This is a genomic window from Dehalococcoidales bacterium (assembly GCA_035529395.1).
In the GTDB taxonomy this organism is placed as follows: Bacteria; Chloroflexota; Dehalococcoidia; order Dehalococcoidales; family Fen-1064; genus DUES01.
This window is the reverse complement of record DATKWT010000143.1, coordinates 1-18,209: the sequence shown is the minus strand read 5'-3', so window position 1 is coordinate 18,209 and position 18,209 is coordinate 1. Positions and strand designations below refer to the sequence as shown.

The 18,209-nt window shown below is 53.9% G+C and carries 17 protein-coding genes; 9 read left to right on the top strand and 8 right to left on the bottom strand.

Going from position 1 to position 18,209, the window contains the following annotated elements; all coding sequences use genetic code 11:
* A partial coding sequence (locus tag VMW13_09380; protein HUV45026.1) for a 4Fe-4S binding protein occupies nt 1-185 on the top strand: 185 nt, incomplete at its 5' end.
* A gap of 294 nt (nt 186-479) precedes the next feature.
* Here the strand turns inward: VMW13_09380 and VMW13_09375 are convergent.
* Nucleotides 480-935 (bottom strand): flavodoxin domain-containing protein, encoded by a 456-nt coding sequence (locus VMW13_09375; protein HUV45025.1) that lies wholly within the window; start codon nt 933-935, stop codon nt 480-482.
* Between the two features lie 478 nt (nt 936-1,413).
* Between VMW13_09375 and VMW13_09370 the strand changes: the two genes are divergently transcribed.
* From VMW13_09370 to VMW13_09355, 4 genes are all read left to right on the top strand, one after another.
* Entirely contained in the window at nt 1,414-2,094 is a 681-nt protein-coding gene (locus VMW13_09370; protein HUV45024.1) for a molybdopterin-dependent oxidoreductase, read from the top strand.
* A gap of 897 nt (nt 2,095-2,991) precedes the next feature.
* A complete protein-coding gene (locus VMW13_09365; protein HUV45023.1) occupies nt 2,992-4,026 on the top strand; it encodes a hypothetical protein in 1,035 nt (344 codons plus the stop codon).
* Between the two features lie 268 nt (nt 4,027-4,294).
* Nucleotides 4,295-4,774 (top strand): ribonuclease H-like domain-containing protein, encoded by a 480-nt coding sequence (locus VMW13_09360; GenBank protein ID HUV45022.1) that lies wholly within the window; start codon nt 4,295-4,297, stop codon nt 4,772-4,774.
* A gap of 450 nt (nt 4,775-5,224) precedes the next feature.
* Nucleotides 5,225-5,818, top strand: a complete 594-nt coding sequence (locus VMW13_09355; GenBank protein HUV45021.1) for a nitroreductase family protein — start codon at nt 5,225-5,227, stop codon at nt 5,816-5,818.
* 6 nt (nt 5,819-5,824) lie between these two features.
* Here VMW13_09355 and VMW13_09350 read toward each other — a convergent pair whose 3' ends face one another.
* Both VMW13_09350 and VMW13_09345 read right to left on the bottom strand, forming a co-directional pair.
* Nucleotides 5,825-6,286 carry a TIGR02391 family protein gene (locus VMW13_09350; GenBank protein HUV45020.1) on the bottom strand — a complete coding sequence of 154 codons (462 nt, stop codon included), beginning with the start codon at nt 6,284-6,286 and terminating at the stop codon, nt 5,825-5,827.
* A gap of 57 nt (nt 6,287-6,343) precedes the next feature.
* Entirely contained in the window at nt 6,344-6,562 is a 219-nt protein-coding gene (locus VMW13_09345) for a hypothetical protein (protein ID HUV45019.1), read from the bottom strand.
* Between the two features lie 413 nt (nt 6,563-6,975).
* On the opposite strand from VMW13_09345, the gene VMW13_09340 reads away from it, so the two are divergent.
* The 4 genes from VMW13_09340 to VMW13_09325 all read left to right on the top strand — a co-directional run bounded on the left by VMW13_09340 (nt 6,976) and on the right by VMW13_09325 (nt 12,117).
* Nucleotides 6,976-8,226: a hypothetical protein gene (locus VMW13_09340; GenBank protein HUV45018.1), complete on the top strand. Its 1,251-nt coding sequence runs from the start codon at nt 6,976-6,978 to the stop codon at nt 8,224-8,226.
* 208 nt (nt 8,227-8,434) lie between these two features.
* Entirely contained in the window at nt 8,435-9,118 is a 684-nt protein-coding gene (locus tag VMW13_09335) for a response regulator transcription factor (protein ID HUV45017.1), read from the top strand.
* Complete coding sequence (locus VMW13_09330) at nt 9,115-10,545, top strand: HAMP domain-containing sensor histidine kinase (protein HUV45016.1); 1,431 nt, start codon at nt 9,115-9,117, stop codon at nt 10,543-10,545. The genes VMW13_09335 and VMW13_09330 overlap by 4 nt, the downstream gene beginning before the upstream one ends.
* Before the next feature lie 222 nt (nt 10,546-10,767).
* The gene (locus tag VMW13_09325; protein HUV45015.1) at nt 10,768-12,117 is read left to right on the top strand and encodes a DUF1015 domain-containing protein; all 1,350 of its coding nucleotides are present in this window, start codon (nt 10,768-10,770) and stop codon (nt 12,115-12,117) included.
* 23 nt (nt 12,118-12,140) lie between these two features.
* Here the strand turns inward: VMW13_09325 and VMW13_09320 are convergent, their stop codons facing one another.
* The 5 genes from VMW13_09320 to VMW13_09300 form a co-directional block, all read right to left on the bottom strand.
* Nucleotides 12,141-12,926: an enoyl-CoA hydratase-related protein gene (locus VMW13_09320; protein ID HUV45014.1), complete on the bottom strand. Its 786-nt coding sequence runs from the start codon at nt 12,924-12,926 to the stop codon at nt 12,141-12,143.
* A gap of 81 nt (nt 12,927-13,007) precedes the next feature.
* Nucleotides 13,008-13,808 (bottom strand): enoyl-CoA hydratase-related protein, encoded by an 801-nt coding sequence (locus VMW13_09315; protein ID HUV45013.1) that lies wholly within the window; start codon nt 13,806-13,808, stop codon nt 13,008-13,010.
* Nucleotides 13,809-13,899: 91 nt separating this feature from the next.
* Nucleotides 13,900-15,489 (bottom strand): phosphoglycerate dehydrogenase, encoded by a 1,590-nt coding sequence (serA, locus tag VMW13_09310; GenBank protein HUV45012.1) that lies wholly within the window; start codon nt 15,487-15,489, stop codon nt 13,900-13,902.
* An 83-nt stretch (nt 15,490-15,572) separates the two neighbouring features.
* A complete protein-coding gene (locus tag VMW13_09305) occupies nt 15,573-16,652 on the bottom strand; it encodes an alanine--glyoxylate aminotransferase family protein (GenBank protein ID HUV45011.1) in 1,080 nt (359 codons plus the stop codon).
* Nucleotides 16,653-16,721: 69 nt separating this feature from the next.
* Nucleotides 16,722-17,660, bottom strand: coding sequence for a bifunctional riboflavin kinase/FAD synthetase (locus tag VMW13_09300; protein ID HUV45010.1), 939 nt, complete (start codon nt 17,658-17,660; stop codon nt 16,722-16,724).
* Nucleotides 17,661-18,209 lie beyond the last annotated feature (549 nt).

Genomic DNA, 18,209 nt, shown 5'->3' with positions numbered 1-18,209 from the left:
TACGGACCTGTCCCCAGGCCGTCTTCCTGGTGGATTCCGTGAAAGTGGAGAGGTTCAAAGAGACGGATCCCAGGGAACCCGGGAGCTTCAAGCTCGGGACCGAAAGCCGATTCAAGTGCACCGGATGCAACGAGTGCGTTGACGTATGCCCGGTAGATGCGATAACCATCACCTGGCCACAATGAGGTTGGGTAGGCAACGGCCGGGGGGTAGTCCGCAGGTTGTGACCTCTTCAGGACAGTGACCCAGCACGGAGGTGCCAGCGGAGACAAGGGCGGTGACACATCCTCGTCCCTCATCGCGAGTTCTCATGAAGACCTGCTGGCCTTTCCCCTATGGTGACTGCCCAGTCCCTGCTTCAATACCACCTCTCTCACAAATGCCGTAACTACATTCCGCACGCCCAGAGGTACATGATATAAGGCAGCACAACACATTACAACCCTTCCAGTCAGGGCAACAACTGACTTGGATGATTACTACGAAACGGCTTCAGCCAGCTCTCTGCCCAGAGTTCTGCACTCTTCCAGAACCTCCGGATCCGGTTTACCTCTTGAACCGACCGGCTCACCAGTCAGGGTACCTACGCGTCTGAAAATGCGAAGCATGGCATCTATCACTCTACCACCGCCACCGTGTGAGTAGAAGAGTGCGTAGGGTTTCTCTTTGAGTCCTTCCAGTCCTTTGCGAACATCATAAATATAGTGATCGTCCATGAAGGTCTTGAGCCCACCAGCAATGTAGCTGTAGTAGTCCGGCGAACCAAAGGCCACGCAATCGTACTTCGGGAACTGAGTCACATCGAACCTGCCGTCATCAGTGTTGAATAGGTCAACCTCGCATCCGAGCTCCCGCAAACCCTCGGCGACTGCCTTAGCCATGGCCGCTGTGTTACCAAACTCCTGCGAATGGTATAATACCAGTGCTCTTACCATTTCACCCTCCTTTAGTCATCATGTTACACCTTGCCAATCCAGACCTCAAGCCTGCTACCGGGTAATTCCCGATCTCAAAGCTGCCGAGTACAAAGCTGGCGTACACCGAGATTGAGGATGAGCTTATCTACGGTAGACAGGAGGAGATACCGAATAGGAAGCATGCAGAGTTGGCTGACACTGGAGATGTAGCCCACGGAATGCTGGGCTACATCTTCTATCAGGTAGCCAGGAGTCTGTCCCCAGACCTGTAGCGAGGAGGTCATTGGAGGTCCAAGGTCAAGGCTTACCCCCTGTTGGCTGCCCCCATCCGGTCATCCCATATCTCCATTGCTCCAAAGCCCTCGCTGTATTCCGGTTGATACGAAAGTCACATACACAGTCCCCGCTACAGTCTAAAGTGTTCTTACATGGGGTATGAAACGTGACCACAGTAGCTTGCCGGGGTTCAGTGAGCGAAGGGGGGAAGAGGAAGGATATGTGGAGGACAATTTCTGTTGCAGTGGCGTCTCTTATGCTTATAGCCGTGTTTGCTGCAGCCAGCGGCTGCGAACCGGGTACTGGTCCGGATGAGACCAGGGAGCTGGAGTCTGTGGAAATTCGAGAGTACCAGGGGGAGAAGCTGTCTTCGGTGAACGATTTTAGAGAGAACTCTATCAAGGGGCCACAGCACATTGATGTTGAAGGCTACCAGATGGAGATCACTGGGCTGGTGGAGAGACCTCAGACGTACAGCTATGATGAAGTCATAAACGGCAATCAGCTCCACGAAAAGGCAGTCACGCTGAATTGCGTGGAGGGCTGGAGCACCACCATTCTGTGGGAGGGAGTGCTGGTCAGGGACCTGCTGGAAGAAGCCATCCCTCTACCCGGTGTCGAAACAGTCATCTTTCATGCTAAGGATGGCTACACCACGTCACTGCCAATCGACTACATAATGGGCAACGATATCATCATGGCGCACAAAATGAACGCGATTACCCTCCCTACCGAAAGGGGATTCCCTTTCCAACTGGTAGCCGAAAGCAAGTGGGGCTACAAGTGGATAAAGTGGATAACCAGGATTGAACTTTCTGACGATGCCGACTACCGGGGCTATTGGGAGAGTGGAGGATACTCCAACGAAGCAGACTTAGATGAGGGCTTTCTTGAAAGGTAGAATAAAACGATACTAATCAAGAATAATACAATCGTTGTTACTACTAGTCACGATGGTCCATATGATCTCTGGCTTCGGTATCACCGAATCCAGAATTGTTGAGTCTATAACTTTCGGACTATTCACCAAGAAGTTGGCTTTTGAGATACATGAGTATCTCTGGATTCCTTTCACAGTCTTACTAGCCCTGCACGTTTTTCTGCCCTTAGCCAAGAAATGGTTACGTCCTGCTATTTAGCCACAGCTTGGAACACATCAGGTACATAACCACGCGATCGCTCTTATCGTTCAATCACTTAACAGAAGTCCGAAAGGTGCAACTCTCTGCCCTGTGGCTTGTGACAAGGCTAGCCCGATTACCTGGAATCTCCTCAATCAGATAGAAGGAGGAATACTGAATTGGCCATGGCACTTGAAGGTCTTAAGGTTATCGATTGCTCACAGGTGACCGCGGTGCCGAACTGTCTGGGCTGAAAAGCGTTACATTCTTGTGAAAAGCCTCCGTCTACGTGATGGAGGCCGTGTTCTTGACGTTCCTTGTGGCGCAACTCAGTCTCTCATCAGCAGCCTGGGTCCTTTCATCAAGTCCAGTATGGTGGGCGGTACTGTACAATAGGCCGAACCAGGACATTCGAGTTGACCTTCAACCTGTGAAGCGAAGTCATGGCCAAGTCGGTGTTCGCCCTCGTGCCGGGCTATGGCAGCCTAGGACTTCAAGACCTGATCACACATTCCGGCTAATTGGTATTTCAATGGGGACGACTGACTGCTTAATAAGTGGTATCATTATTGGGGGCAGGTTAGTCTCGACGATGAAGGGAATATCTATTTTGTCCAGCATTATTACAGGGATGCAATCATGATTGAAGCCGATATATATAGTGCAGGGGGAAAAGCGTGATCTGGAATATCCGTTATTTCACCTGTAAGGTTGCTCTGCTGACTGTGCTCTTCCTTCTCATCTTCTGCGTGGCTGGTACTATCGGATGTTCCGGACTAGCACCAACAGACTCGCTGCCGACAACTTCTACTCCCAAAGACCAACCAGTACGAAAGACAGTACCCCATATCGGTAAGTGGGGTATATACGCATTGGATATTGCCACAGAAGAGGTGGAATTGCTCTATAGTGCGACACATAAGATTACATTTTTACACTTAAATAAATCGGGTGATGCATTTGCTTTCTCACAGCAATTTGGAGGCAATGCTAATGAGAATGAAGAGATCTGCACTTTAAAAATTAATAGCGGAGAATTGAAAAGACTGACTAATAATAACCTCATGGATGTCTATCCTGTGTGGTCTCCTGATGGCAATCAGATAGCTTTCCTCTCCTGGCGTGACGAAGGTCTGGACATATTTGCTATGAAGCAAAATGGCAGCAATCAGAGGAAGCTTTATGATTCTGGCTATCATGATGCCGACATAGATTGGGTTGGGGACAAGATCGTCTTTACCGCAAGAAGCAGTATATGGATTATGAATGATAATGGGTCTAATCCAGTTCAGGTGACGGATCCACCAAAGGCTGGACTGTGGGGCAAAGCTAACCTACCGTTTGGTGACTACGACCCACGATTAAGCCCTGATGGTGCTAGAATTGTTTTTGAGCGTCTTGAAAATGACATGTCACCACATGGTAACTATAATATATTCACTATAGATACCAGTGGCTATAATGAAACACGCTTAACGAATACAGGCTACAGTCAGGGCATTGTGAGTTGGTCAAACTCGGGAGCCAAAATGGTGTTTATCGTAGGAGCTATTGACGACGAAGGTAAATATGACATATATACAATGAACTCCGATGGTTCCAATATGATCAATATAACGCCCGATTACTCTCCTCCTGAGTTTTTATGCCACACTCCAGTGTTCTCGACAGATGATAGTAAGATTTTCTTTATTGGAGAGTGGTGGGAATAAATTTTCTATCTAATGAGTAGTAGTGAGTATTAGCACTAATCTATTTAAGATTTGGCTGCGTTCCCCCCCTGTAGTAATCTTCAATGACAGACCATTGAAGACCTGCTGGCCCTTGCCTTATGGTGAATGCTTGTTCCCTCCAGCACTAATGTAACAACTACATCCCGCACGCCCAGGTGACCGGGTGCTTCTGAAGGTGGATTGACACTCACTGCCCAGCATCCCGTTCGTGCTGTATAATGTGGCAAACCTGCATGGAGTCTGCCCATTGGAAGCCTATCTGGACATTGAGACAACGGGACTGTCCCGCCAGTACCACAAAATCACCGTGGTTGGCATCCACCTGTGCAGCGACGACGGCCCCAGGTTCATTCAGTTGGTGGGGATGGAGATAACCGGAGACAGTGTCCTCGAAGCCCTGAATGGTGTCAGCATCATCTACACCTATAATGGCAAGAGGTTCGACCTGCCCTTCATGCATTCTCAGTTGGGTATCAGTCTGACTGACCTATTTGAGCACCATGACCTGATGTACGACTGCTGGCGAAACAACCTGTATGGTGGCTTCAAGGCTGTAGAGCGTCAACTGGGCATTCCCAGACAGCTCAAGGAAGTGGATGGGTATCAGGCCGTGAGGCTGTGGTGGCGATACGTGGACACCTTCGACCTTGATGCTCTGAATACACTACTCGAATACAACAAAGAGGACGTGCTGAATCTCAAGGTGTTGAAGGAGAGACTGCTCTAGCCAAGCTTCTCGTGGTTACATTCCACACGCTCAGATGATCGGGTACTTGTACCTCCGGGGGCACTGCTGGTAGATGCCGATTGAGTATGGCGATAACCTGAACATCCACATCATGACCATATCGCCGTGGCCGCCCACTTTTTCTCTTCACCTTCCCCTGGCCTTCTCTGCATAACAACCGGATGGCCTCCTTTCGATGGCATCCGGTAACCATAATGAACTGGTCCAGAAACCATCCCTTCTTCCCCTTCGACACCGACAGGTATTCCAGTATGCTACCTCGTGTCATCGTACCTCCCCTGGGTAACACCATTTATGAGGCAACGATACCACTTTCAGCAATACTTGTTATGAGTCCATTCGCAGTCTTTGCAGGTTTCGCGGCATTATGCTAGCATGATGGAAACCCGCTGTATAGTACACGACCACGATTCAAGGAGGTAGCATTTCATGTTGACAGTAGCAGAGGCGATTCAGAAACGGCGGAGTATACGCAAGTTCAAGTCTGACCAGGTGCCCGACGAAATGATGGAACAGATACTGGAAGCTGCTCGTCTGGCGCCCTCCGGCACCAATCGGCAGCCGTGGCGATTCCAGATAATCAAGGAAGGCGAACTGAAGAGCAAGCTCATAGAAGGAGCGGTCATTGGCGAACAACCGCAAATTGCCCAGGCACCGGTAGTAGTTGTCTGCGGCTCCGAACTCCTCAGTTTCGTCAAGGGCCACAAACTGGCCCCGCCTGGCTCCGAGTACTTTGGTGCGGATAGCGAAGACCCCGCGGAGCTCCAGAAGTTCCTCCCCGATGCACACATGTATACCGCTATCGCCGTGGAACACATGGTGCTTATGGCCACGGCCCTCGGTCTCGGTACCTGCTGGGTGCAGAGGATGAGGTTTGGACAGGCTGCCAAGATACTGGGTTGGCCAAGGCATATTGCCGTTCTGACGCTACTGCTAATAGGCTACCCGGATGAGGACCCGGAATCCCGGCCACGTCTTTCACCTGACCAGATACTGCTCAAAGAGGGCCAGGCACTGGAGTAGGCTGGTTCACGCCCGGGAACACTCCTCGTCTGCATGCTTCTCTACCATCCTCAAGAGATGATTCGCCAAGTAGATCAACTCCGCACACTCGACGGGGTCATTCCAGTCCACGTCTCTGTGGCTTGCGGGATTCTTGAACAAGCCTATTGCTACAGCAAACAGGTCACTAGTTGTTTGGCGTTCGGCCGAAGGAAGACTGCTATCGGTCAATACTCCATTCTCTGGATGAAAGGCATCGCGCATCAAGCTGGTGCCATAAGATTCAGGGGATAGATAAGCAGCAGTCCTAGCGCGAATCTCAACCTCTTTGAATGCTTGGAAAACGGCAGTGTCGTAGTCTCCACGAATGAATAGTGGCCACACCTTGTCCGCCAAGACCGGGTCGAGTGATTGCTTCGGAATCAGGTTACTCCTTACATAGCCAGCTATGTCGGACTCCTCTGCCAGCTTGGCACCACGTCGTGTCACAGAGACCCACTCACGACCCTTCCGCAAGTAGGGCGCAAGCATACCTTCTCGCTCTAGTCACATCCACGCCTCGACTATGGCTCGTGACATTTCATCGCTTTTTTCGCCCGCGTATGCATCTACCTCCGCCCCCGCATAGAAGTTGCGGATGTTCAGGTCAGGTTCGCGGCCACGGTGCCCCATAGCTACAAGGTATTTCAAGAGAGGGAGGGCGAGCTCTTCAGGTTCAAGTACCAGGGCTATTTCAACAGGCGGGAAGAATTGCTCCAACAACATGATGGCACCTCTCTGAAGTCCTGTCCGGGATGCCCATGCTACTACACTCAACGCTTTCGCACAAGTGTCAAACTTGGGGGGACAAGGGCATACGCGTGACATGCTTCCGATGATTTTACCGTATCACACGGCAGAGTTCTCTACTGAGCATACCGAGGGGACTGGTACCGCTTCTGCTTCAGTCCGAAATCGAACTTCTCATCCGGAATGGTCCTGTATGTAAGCTGACAGCACATATCTGAGGTATGCCCAGGTTTTACAGAGATTTTACATACGCAAAATACGGTGTTAATAGTGGAGCCCTATACTGATACTAGGCTGTAGGTTCGGTGGATGAAAAAGACCTGAGGGGCCCCGGTCAGAAATCACTGCTGACCGCAGTCGAGTAAAGAAAGAGTAAGGAGGTAACTCAAATGAAAAGGAAAAGGTGGTCCGTAATAATTGCAGCCGCAATGGCACTGGTGCTACTGGCGCTCAGCCCGATGTCAGCCCTGGCGGATGATGGCCAGGAGTCCGGGGCAAAACCCGGGATAACGTTACAGGGTGCCCTGGCAATTGTAGCACCAAGAGTAGCAATGATTAACCAGGAGACCCGGATGACGGTCTTCCTCAGGGCAGACCAGGAACCGTTCGAGGGCGCCGGTGTCTGGGCAATCACACGGGAACAGGCAGAGGTATTCAAGGAGCAAGCATCTGCCTTGAGGCAAGATGAAACTGTCAAGGCCGAAGAGAAGGACTACGAGGCACTAGCAGACATTCACGGCACTTTCCTCGGTCAGACAGGCCCAAACGGTAAGGTGTACCACGAGTTCACCGAAGCAGGAAACTATCTGCTCATCGCCTTCAGGAACGGCTACTACCCCGGTTCCACCTGGATTGTGGCCAGGGATGCTCCAAGAGCGCTGGCTATCGAGGCGCCGGGTAGAGCCGGTGTGGGTGAAGATGTAACCATGACCGTCCACAATAAGGCAACTTCCGAACCTGTTGCCAATGCCGGAATCTGGGCAATCACCCGGGACCAGGTCGACACTGTTAGAGAGCAGTTCTCGGCCCTCAGGCAGGATGAGACAACTACTGCCGAAGAAAAAGATTACGAGACACTGATAGGCCTTCACGGCATTCCCCTCGGTCGGACGGGCTTGAACGGAACCCTGACATACGCCTTCCAGGAAGAGGGCATCTACCTGCTGGTAGCCGTCAAGCAGTCATATTTCCCCGGGTTTGCTGCCATCGGTATTCGCGATGCTGTTGGTGTTCTCGCGATAGTGGCGCCGCAAAGTGCGCCGGTGGGGACGGAAGTGAACATCGCCGCCCTGAACAGGCTTACGCTTGACCCGGTTGGTGAAGCCGGAATCTGGGCAATCACACGGGACCAGGTCGAGGCCTTCAAGGAACAGGTATCCGCCCTCAGGCAAGACACCGGTGTTACGGCCAGTGCTAAGGACTACGGGGCACTGGTAGAGTTCCATGGTACATTGCTCGGTTGGACGGATGGAAACGGCAGGTTGAGCCATAAGTTTGACCAGGCAGGCATCTACCTGCTGGTGGCGGTCAAGCAAGCGTACTTCCCCGGTAGCGCTGCCATCAACATCAGGGACACGTCCCAGGTAGACCAGACCAACATTGAGTCCGCAACGACGGACAATGGCGGCGTAACACAATAACCAGGGTATTGCACTATGCTGGAAACGTAGTAAAGCAATACACCTTATGCAAAGGTCCGGGTCAGTCGAAACAAAGCTGGCCCGGGCCTTCGTCAACGAAAAAAATGGGCCAGATGGTCTACGAATGTGACTACGTTAATGTGGGCAGAGTACCAGTCCTGCAGTATAATGGGTTCACTCGACACCGCTCAGATTGAGGATACCGCTCATGCCAAAGATACTGGTGGTTGATGACGAGCCAAACATAATCGAGCTGGCCAGGCTTTACCTTGAGCGTGAGGGGTACCAGGTGGAAGGCGTATCTACCGGTCAGGATGCCCTCTCGAAACAGAGCACCGGTCACCCTGACCTCATTGTTCTCGATCTGATGTTGCCGGATATCGACGGGTTTGAGGTTTGTCGCCAGCTACGGGCTAAAAGCGACATTCCTATCCTGATGCTCACGGCACGGAAGGACGATGTTGATAAGATAGTTGGCCTCGAACTGGGTGCTGACGACTATTTCACCAAACCATTCAACCCCAGAGAACTGGTGGCGAGGGTAAAGGCTATTCTCCGCCGGTATCAGGCCGGACTGAAGCCCACCGAGACTATTGACATCGGCGATTTACACATAGACCTCTCCCGTCACGAAGTAGCTGTTGCCGGACAACCTGTGAAACTCAGGACAAAGGAGTTTGCCCTGCTCGTAGCCTTCGCTCAGAACCCCGGAATCGTTTTTAGTCGTGAGAAGCTGCTGGATATGGTCTGGGGATATGACTACTACGGCGAGACCCGTACCGTCGATGTGCATGTGAATCACCTTCGCGAGAGAATGGCCGGCTCACGTGTCAGTATAGAGACGCTTCGGGGAACAGGATACAAAATGACGGTAACGGAGGAGGATGGATGAGCCTGCGGACACGCCTGTTTGTCTCATATGTTCTGATTGTGGTCCTGTGTCTGTGCATGGTCGCCGTATCCGTAACGGTGCTACTTCAGGGATACCGCGACAGTCTGGCCATGGAGAGTCTTGAGGATGTGGCGCGTCCGGTCTACGTACAGGTCATATCCCTGATTAAGGGAGAAGTCACTACCAGCGAACTGTGGTCAAATATGCAGGAGCAGGCAGAGAAGAACGATATCCACATTCTCTTCGGCAATCGCAGGGGTGACATCATCAGCCAGGTAACTCCGGGAGCGTCTTCTGGTCAGCAGCCTATTGACGTACCGCGGGAGGAACTGCCCAGCCGCATTTCACGATCTGAACAGGGGAGATTTGTCGCTTCCGGAGGGCAGATCTTTCTCTACTCTGCATATCCCCTGACTAGACCGGACCAGACAGCAGCGACGGTGGACACTCTGATTATCGCAGTGCCGCGTGGCGGTGCACTGGCTGTCTGGACTGTCCTGTTTCGTCCTTTCCTGTTAGCCGGTCTCATTGCACTTGTTGTTTCACTCGTAATCGCTATCCTGCTGGCACGCTCTGTCTATCGCCCTATCCAACGCGTCACAGAAGCTGTTGAGAAGATAGCTCAGGGTCAGTATGACCAGGAAGTACCCGCAGCGGGTCCGAGGGAGGTCAGAAGACTTGCTGTCAGCTTCAACCAGATGGTGGAGCAGGTGAAACAGTCGCAGCAGCGGCTGCGCCACTTCGTGGCTGATGTCTCACACCAACTGAGAAGCCCGCTTACCTCAATCCAGGGCTTCGCTGAGGCAATGCTTGATGGCACGGCTGACGACGAAGCTACCAGACTGAAAGCTGCCACCATCATTAACGATGAGTCCAAGCGAATGCGGCGGCAGGTAGATGAGCTACTGGAACTTGCCCGAATACAGTCCGGTCAACTGAGAATAGCCAGGGAATACGTTGATGTTAACGAGCTTCTCGAGCAATGCCAGGAAATTATGAGTGTGCAGGCCGAGGAACAGAGCGTGCTTGTGAAGACAAGAATCGAGCCGCACATGACCGTATTTGGTGATACTGACCGATTGGAGCAGGTCTTCAATAACCTGCTGGACAACGCCATTAAGAACAGCCCGGCAAAGGGCGAGGTGATTGTCAATGGTCGCCGCTGCGGGACTGATTCGATTGAGATACACGTAATCGACGACGGGCCCGGAATACCCCCTGAGCAAGTGCCTTTCGTATTTGACCGTTTTTACCAGGCTGGTGGCATAAGAACCGGTGTCGGCCTCGGACTCGCAATTGCCAAAGAGATAGTCGTGGCTCATGGCGGGACGATAGAGGCGAGTAGTACCCCTGGTGCCGGAACAGAGTTCATAGTCAGACTATCTGTCGGTAGCCCGGAGCCGTTAGAACCGGGTACACCAAGCTAGACTGTTCATCGCGTCGCGGTCTAAGGCGCTTTCAAACGGTGGCACAGTCTCTTTCTTTGTGTGACCCCATGATAATTGCAGGGAGTTTGACGAAACGCCACTGTCTTCAGTGGCGCAGAATCCCGGGACGGACAAGTCCTGCTCTACACTTGCGCCGCCTGTGTGCATACAGTAAACTATTCCTGAGACGAATCCCGGTATGAAGGGCTGGTAGGAGAAAGAGTGGCTGAGATTCGCCCTTTCCACGGTCTGCATTACAACCAGTCGGTAGTCAGCGACCTTTCCAGGGTTATCTGTCCACCCTACGATGTCATTTCCCCGCAGTTCCAACAGGAACTCTATACCCGGAACGAGCATAACTTCATCAGGATTGAATACGGTCGGGAGCTACCCCAGGACGATATCGGTGATAATCGGTACACCCGTTCCGCGGTGGTCCTCGAGGATTGGCTCCGGCAGGGCATCCTCGAGGTAGACGGGACGCCCTCCCTCTACCTTCACGACCACTACTTCCAGTACCGCGAGAGGGAGTACCATCGTCGCGGGCTGATTGTCCTCGTCCGGCTGGAAGAGTGGGATACTATGGTTGTCCGCCCTCACGAAGGTACCCTGGCCGGACCCCGGCGCGACCGACTGGACCTGCTGTGGACACTCCAAGCCAATACAAGTCCGGTCCTGGCAATGTACGAAGACCCGGGGCAGGAGGCATCCTTATTGCTGGCGGGTGAGGCAATCCGTCCCCCGATGATGCGTACAGGTACACTTGACGGGGAGCGCCACGAGGTCTGGGCCATCACTGAACCTGGCACCATCCGCACTATATCCAAGTGCCTGGCGGGACAACCGCTCTACATCGCGGATGGGCACCATCGCTATACCAGCGCCCTCACCTACCGGCGGGAAAAGCGGGCCTATTCGCCAACCTCCTCCGGAACGGAGGAGGCTTCCTCCGCCTCGGAGGCTTCTTCCGGGGATGAACCGTTTGACTTCGTTATGATGACACTGGTGGACCTGAGCGACCCTGGGCTCATTATCCTGGCGCCTCACCGGCTGGTCCGCGGTATTTCGAGGCCACTTCTAGATGGGCTGCTGGCCAAGCTGGAGGCCTTCTTCGAGATAGAGCATCTCCCATTCACCGGACCGGGTGTTTGGCAGCGTGTGGACGAACTGACTGCAGGGACGAACGAGGTAAGGCTGGTCTGTTTTGGTGCTGCCGGCAATGACGTCCTGCTGCTCCGGCTGCGCGATTCCGCAGGCATCGGCACGATGATGCCGTCCTTTCATTCCCCGATGTTCGAGAGACTGGACGTCACCATCACCGACCACGTAATACTGGAGAAGCTGCTTGAAATAGACCCCTCGGGTAATGAGGCCAGGGTCGCCTACTGCCAGGACCGCCAGGAGGCAATCGACAGGGTACTGGATGGGGAATACCAGCTCACTTTCTTCCTGGAACCGGTGAATCCCGAGCTTGTCAAGGCCGTTGCCGATAGCGGGGATACAATGCCGCGGAAGTCAACCTACTTCTACCCCAAGACGCCGGTGGGGCTCGTGTTCAACCGGCTTGTTTGAACGGTTCGCAGAAGGAGACCGTTCTATCTTCCCTGAAACTTCGGCTGGGGTCGCCGTTCAAAGAAAGCACGCACTGCTTCCCGGTGGTCCTCCGTCTGCATGCTTATCTGGTTGGCGATACTCTCTACTTCAACCTGCCTGTTCCAGCTATCACGGATACTGCGGTATGCCATACGCTTGGTCAGTTCTACCGAGAACGGGGCCTGTTGCGCAATCTTGGTGGCCAATTCCCTGGCGGTATCCATCAGTTCTTCAGGTGGCACTACCTTGCTGACAATACCAAGTCGTTTCGCTTCGGCAGCATCGATTATCTCGCCGGTAAACATCATCTCCATGGCCTTAGCCGCCCCCACCGCTCCGGGCAGCCAGTAGGTAATTCCACAGTCCGGTGTGAGTCCCCGGAGCACAAACACAGCGCCAAACCTGGCAGTATCGGAGGCGATACGAATGTCGGTACTCAGTGCGAGTGAGAGACCGGCCCCAACTGCGGCACCGTTTACCGCGGAAATCACCGGTTTGTCCAGCATGAAGAAGGCGTGTGTTCCATGGCTGGGCCCGAGGAACTCAATACGTTGCTGCATGGTTGGCTCAACCCCGCCACCCCCACTGAGGTCTCCCCCGGCGCAGAACCCCAGGCCGGCACCAGTGACGATTACCACCCTCACATCATCATCGGCGGCAAGGTCAACCGAGACCTGGCTTAGACTTTTGCGTATCCCGAACGTGAGGGCATTCCTCTTCTCCGGCGCGTTCAGGGTAACGGTGGCAATACCGTCACTTTTCTCCAGTAGCAGGTCTTCATACTCCATCAGGTGCCATCCTTATGGAGCGGGATAGGTGGGTGTTCCTTTGCCCCGCTCCGTCATCCATACAGTAGGACTCCGTTTGTCCTAGCGGCCCTTGTACTCGGGCATCGGCTCTTTATTCAGGAAGGCGCGTACGCTCTCGCGGTGGTCCTCAGTCTGGGAGGCTATCCGTGTCGCCCACGTCTCCAGGTCGAGTTGCCGGTCAAGGCTGTCAAACATGCTGCGCCATACCATCCTCTTGGTCAGGCTAACGGATACTGGAGCCTGTGCGGCAATCTTGGCGGCTAACTCGTTGGCGGCATTCATCAGCTCGTCGGGTGGCACCACCTGGCTTACCATTCCGAACTCCCTGGCATCGGCAGCGGTGAACCTCTCCGCGGTGAACATCAGCTCCATGGCCTTGGAGAGACCGACTGCCAGCGGCAGGTAGTAGGTCAGGCCGAAGTCCGGGACAAGAGCCCGGGACACCTGGGCAACGCTGAAGAAGGCATTCTCTGCGGCTACACGGATATCACAGCTCAGGGCCAGTGAGAGACCACCTCCCACGCAGGGGCCGTTTATGGCCGCGATTACGGGTTTGTCCAGGTGGGGGAAGACGTCAGCGTGAGGCCATCCAGTCACCTGGAGGCGCTGATATCGCGAGACCTGGGGACCGCCGGAGGCACCACCGCCGGCCATCATGGAGACATCGGCACCCGAGCAGAAACCACGTCCCGCACCGGTAACAATCACCACCCTGATTTCATCATCCTTTGCCAGCTCGTCAGCCACCAGGGGCAGGTTCATGGACATGTCCCGGTTGATGGCATTGAGCTTATCGGGTGCATTCAGGGTTATCGTGGCAACCCCCTCATTCTTCTCCAGTAACCACCCTTGATACGCCATAGCTGTTCACCTCCTGTTCTTGGTCAGACAACACCACTCTCCAGAAGACGGTGCTCTTGCTGTATTCCTTCAGTATCCTGAACGGCTGCTCTTACAGATGCACGATCTTGACAGTATGTATATCGGGGAGGGCCAGCATCTCCTGTCGTTGTTCTTCCGGCAAAGGCTCGTCAAGCGCTATTATCATCAGTGCCTGTCCTCTTGGTTTGAGGCGGGATACGTACATATAGCTGATGTTTATATCCGCGTTACCGGTTATCCTGCCCACGGCACCGAGGAGACCGGGACGGTCCAGGTGGTCGCTGAACAGGAAATAGCCGCCGTAGGGCACGATATCTGTCCAGTAGTTATCGACCCGGACGATGTGTGGTTCATCCCTCATCACGGTCACAGCGACTGTGGTGACGCCGCTGCTGGTTGTCGCTTTAAGCGTAATCAAACTGGCGTAGTTCCGGCAGATGGACTCCTTTTCTTCCACGACGGTGATACCCCGCCGGGCAGCCACCAGGTTGGCATTCACTATATTGACCCGTTCCTCACTAACACCCCCCAGCAGGCCTTCCAGTGCTGATGCCTTGAGGGCGTTGGTATCGTAGTTGGTAATCTCGCCCTCATATTTGATGCGAATCCGGCTCATCTGCCCCTCGACGAGTTGATGCATGAGATTGCCACCCTTAACGGCTGCCTCCATATAGGGTGACAGCACCGCCATTGTCTCTGCGGAGGCAAAGGGGAGATTCACCGCGTATCGAGCCGGCTCTCCGTTGAACAGGGCAACCACCTGCTCGGCAACGTCCCTGGCCGCCATTGCCTGGGCTTCCGTAGTGGAGGCACCGAGGTGAGGCGTAACGATAACCTCGTCCTCACTGAAAAGTGCGCTCTCAGTAGTAGGTTCCTCGGCGAAGACGTCAACAGCGGCACCGGCTATCTTCTGCTCCGCCACCGCTCGGGCCAGCAGCTCCTCGTCGATCAGTCCACCGCGGGCGCAGTTAATGATACGCACGGTGGGCTTGACCAAGGCTAGCTCCTTGGGGCCGATAAACCCCCTGGTCTGCGGCGTCAACGGAATGTGCAGCGTAATGAAGTCGGAATCCTTGAGCAGTTGTTTCAGGGGAACAAGCTTCACCTGCAGGCTAGTGGCCCGTTCTACGGAGACAAAGGGGTCCTGCCCGATGACCCTCATCTCCAGGCCCCGGGCGCGCCTGGCCACCTCGGAGCCGACATTGCCCAGCCCGATGATGCCCAGCGTCTTGTTCTTCACCTCGGTGCCCATGAACTTATTTCTCTGCCAGGCCCCGTCCTTGAGTGCCGCGTTTGCTTGGGGGATGTGACGGGCTAGCGATAGCATCAGGGCTATGGTGTGTTCGGCTGCGGAAATGGTATTACCGGTGGGCGCGTTGACAACGACGATGCCCCGTCGGGTAGCCTCGTTAAGGTCGATATTGTCGATACCCACCCCGGCCCGGCCGATGACCTGGAGCTTCTTACCGGCCTCAATTACGTCGGCGGTAACCTGTGTCTGGCTGCGCACAATCAGTGCATCATAGTCACCGATGATGGCAATTAACTCATCAGGTTTGAGACCCGGCCTGATATCCACCTCGGCGATACCACGCAGGATGTCTACGCCTTCGTCGGCAATAGGGTCGGCTATAATTACCTTCAATGCTGCATCTTTCATTCTAAGTTGCATCCGAAACTCCGCCACTACCAGGCAGTCGGGCTTCAGTTGCCCTCCGGTAACGTTGTTCGGGTGATGTACTCCTATCGTACTTTAGCCAACGCTCCCTTAAGAGCCGCAATTACTGCCTGGATATCCTCTTCGGCCACCAGGCCCAGGTGCCCGATACGGAATATCATACCATCAAGTCTCTGTTGACCACCACCGAGGACTATCTCATTCTCCGCCAGGAGGATTTTGCGTAAGTCATTCGCGTTGACGCCTTCCGGAGCGTTGACTGCGGTGACGGTGTTGGAGGCGAAGTTCTCATCAGCGAAAAGTGTCAGTCCGAGCGACTTCACTCCATCGCGTGCCAGCTGGCCAATCCGGGCGTGACGGGCGATGATGTTGGGGAGGCCTTCATCAAGCATCATCCCCAGCGAGGTATTCATGGCAAACACAGTGGAAACGGCCGGTGTCCACGGTGTCTGACCCTTTTCCAGGTAGCTCCTGGCCCGTGAGAAGTCCCAGTAGAAGCGGGGCATTCTGGCATTAGCATGCGCCTGCCATGCCGTTTCGCTGACACTGACCATAGTCAGCCCCGGAGGGGCCATCCAGCCTTTCTGAGAACCGGTAACAGCAATGTCGCAACCCCATTCATCTACGGGCAGGTTGATTGACCCCAGGCTGCTGATAGCATCGACGATTAGCAGCTTATCAAACCCCTTTATTACCGAGCTTAGCGAGGCCAGGTCATTGGTAACACCGGTCGAGGTCTCATTATGAGTAACCAGGACTGCCTTTATCTTCGGCTCCTTCTCCAGGGCATGCCGGACTTTGTCCGGGTCCGCCGCTTTGCCCCATTCGAACTTCAGCGGGATTACTTCGGCACCATACTGCTCAGCGATGGATGTAAAACGGTCACCAAACACTCCGATAGACACGGAAAGTACGGTGTCCCCCGGCGACAGGGTATTGACTACGGCTGCTTCCAGGCCACCCGTTCCCGAGCCGGTAAGCAGGAAGACATCATTCCTGGTCTGGAACAGTATCTTCAGGCTTTCCGTGACCCGGTTCAGCATCCGGGCAAACTCCGAACCCCGGTGATTAATCATCTGCTTGGTCATTGCCTGAAGTACTTCATCAGGACAGGGTGTTGGTCCCGGAATACGTAAGTTTTCCATTTCTCTCCCTCTCTATTCTGCGTTATTCAATAGTACGCCGTTCTACCGGCATCCGACTTACGGGCGCACTCACACCGATTCCTTATTCTGGGTGCTCAGGATGGCTTTCCCCCGCTTAACATCCTCGGTTATCTGCTTCTTGAGTTCGTCCACGGTATCAAAACGCTTCTCCTCACGAAGCCTCGCTACGATATCGACCTTCATTTCCTGATTATACAGATTGCCATGATAGTTGAGTAGAAACACTTCGATATTACGTTCGTTCTCCCCAAAAGTAGGACGCCTGCCGATATTGGTCATCGACTCGTAGGCCTGGCCGTTGACATAGGCCCAGGTTGCGTAGACGCCGTCGGGCGGTAGAGCCTGCCGCTGGTCCATCTCCAGATTAGCGGTGGGGAAACCCAGTCCTGTACCCCGTCCGGCACCCGTGGTCACGGTATTCTGGAGGCTATAAGGGCGACCGAGCAGTTTCGCCACTTTCTCTATTTTACCATCCGCCAGGGCATTCCTGATAGCGGTACTGCTGACCATTTCACCGCCAATCATCCTGGGAGATATTACCGTCATGCTGAAACCCAGCTCTTGCCCCAACTGCCGCAGAGCATCCGTATTGCCTTCTCTCCCCCGGCCCAGAGTGAAGTCAGGCCCGACAACCAGCCCACACATCCGCAGGTGCTTCTTCAACAGCAGAATGAACTCCCGGGCAGTAAGCCGCGCCAGTTCGGGGGTGAAGGACAGACTGACGACCGTGTCGATGACCTCCTTCTTAAGGAGGTCGACTTTCTGGTCAAAGGTGGTCAGGTAGGGTAGCTCCGTTCCGGGCGAGAGCACCTCCCGGGGGTGCTGTCGAAAGGTAACTACGCCGCTCAGCAATGCTTCTTTTCCGGCCTGTTCCACGAGCTGTGAGAGCAGATACTTGTGCCCGAGGTGAACCCCATCGAAGACACCGACCGCCAGCAGCATGTCTTTTTCGGGTGATAGCTGGTTCAGCTCTTCCTCTACCCGCATAGAATCTCCCCTGAGCACAATTGACTGTGAAAAGACAAGGAACAGCCAACGATGAGAATTGATAAAGGAATATAGTAGAACGCCGGCAGTTGTCTCATGACTAAGGTGTTTTTATACTATCATAAGGGTATTTGGGCGTCAACCGGAAGCGCCAACGGGGTAGTACTGTGCCCTCGTTCAGATTTAGAAAGAAGGGCGACACAACAGAATGAGGTGTCGTGGTTATTACCCAACGCCCTTCCCTGCAGGGAGGAGGTGTTTTCTTCTTGTGAGGGAAGCAGGCAAGGGGGACGAGGCATTGTCACATGAATAAGAACTGGAGGTGTAAGCCCCTTCCTGAATTTACACACTTTTCTTGACACTACCGAACCAGTACAGAACCAGTACAGACACAACCAGTACAGTGGATGTTGTTGTCCAGCGAAAATGTCACCCTAATTGTTCAGCGAATTTGTCACCCCCTATCGATATGGGCCTTAAAAGGCCTGCGCCATGGATGATCCGGGCCAGGTTTGGTATGGCGAGGAAGCTTCGGTTGTAAGGTCTTCT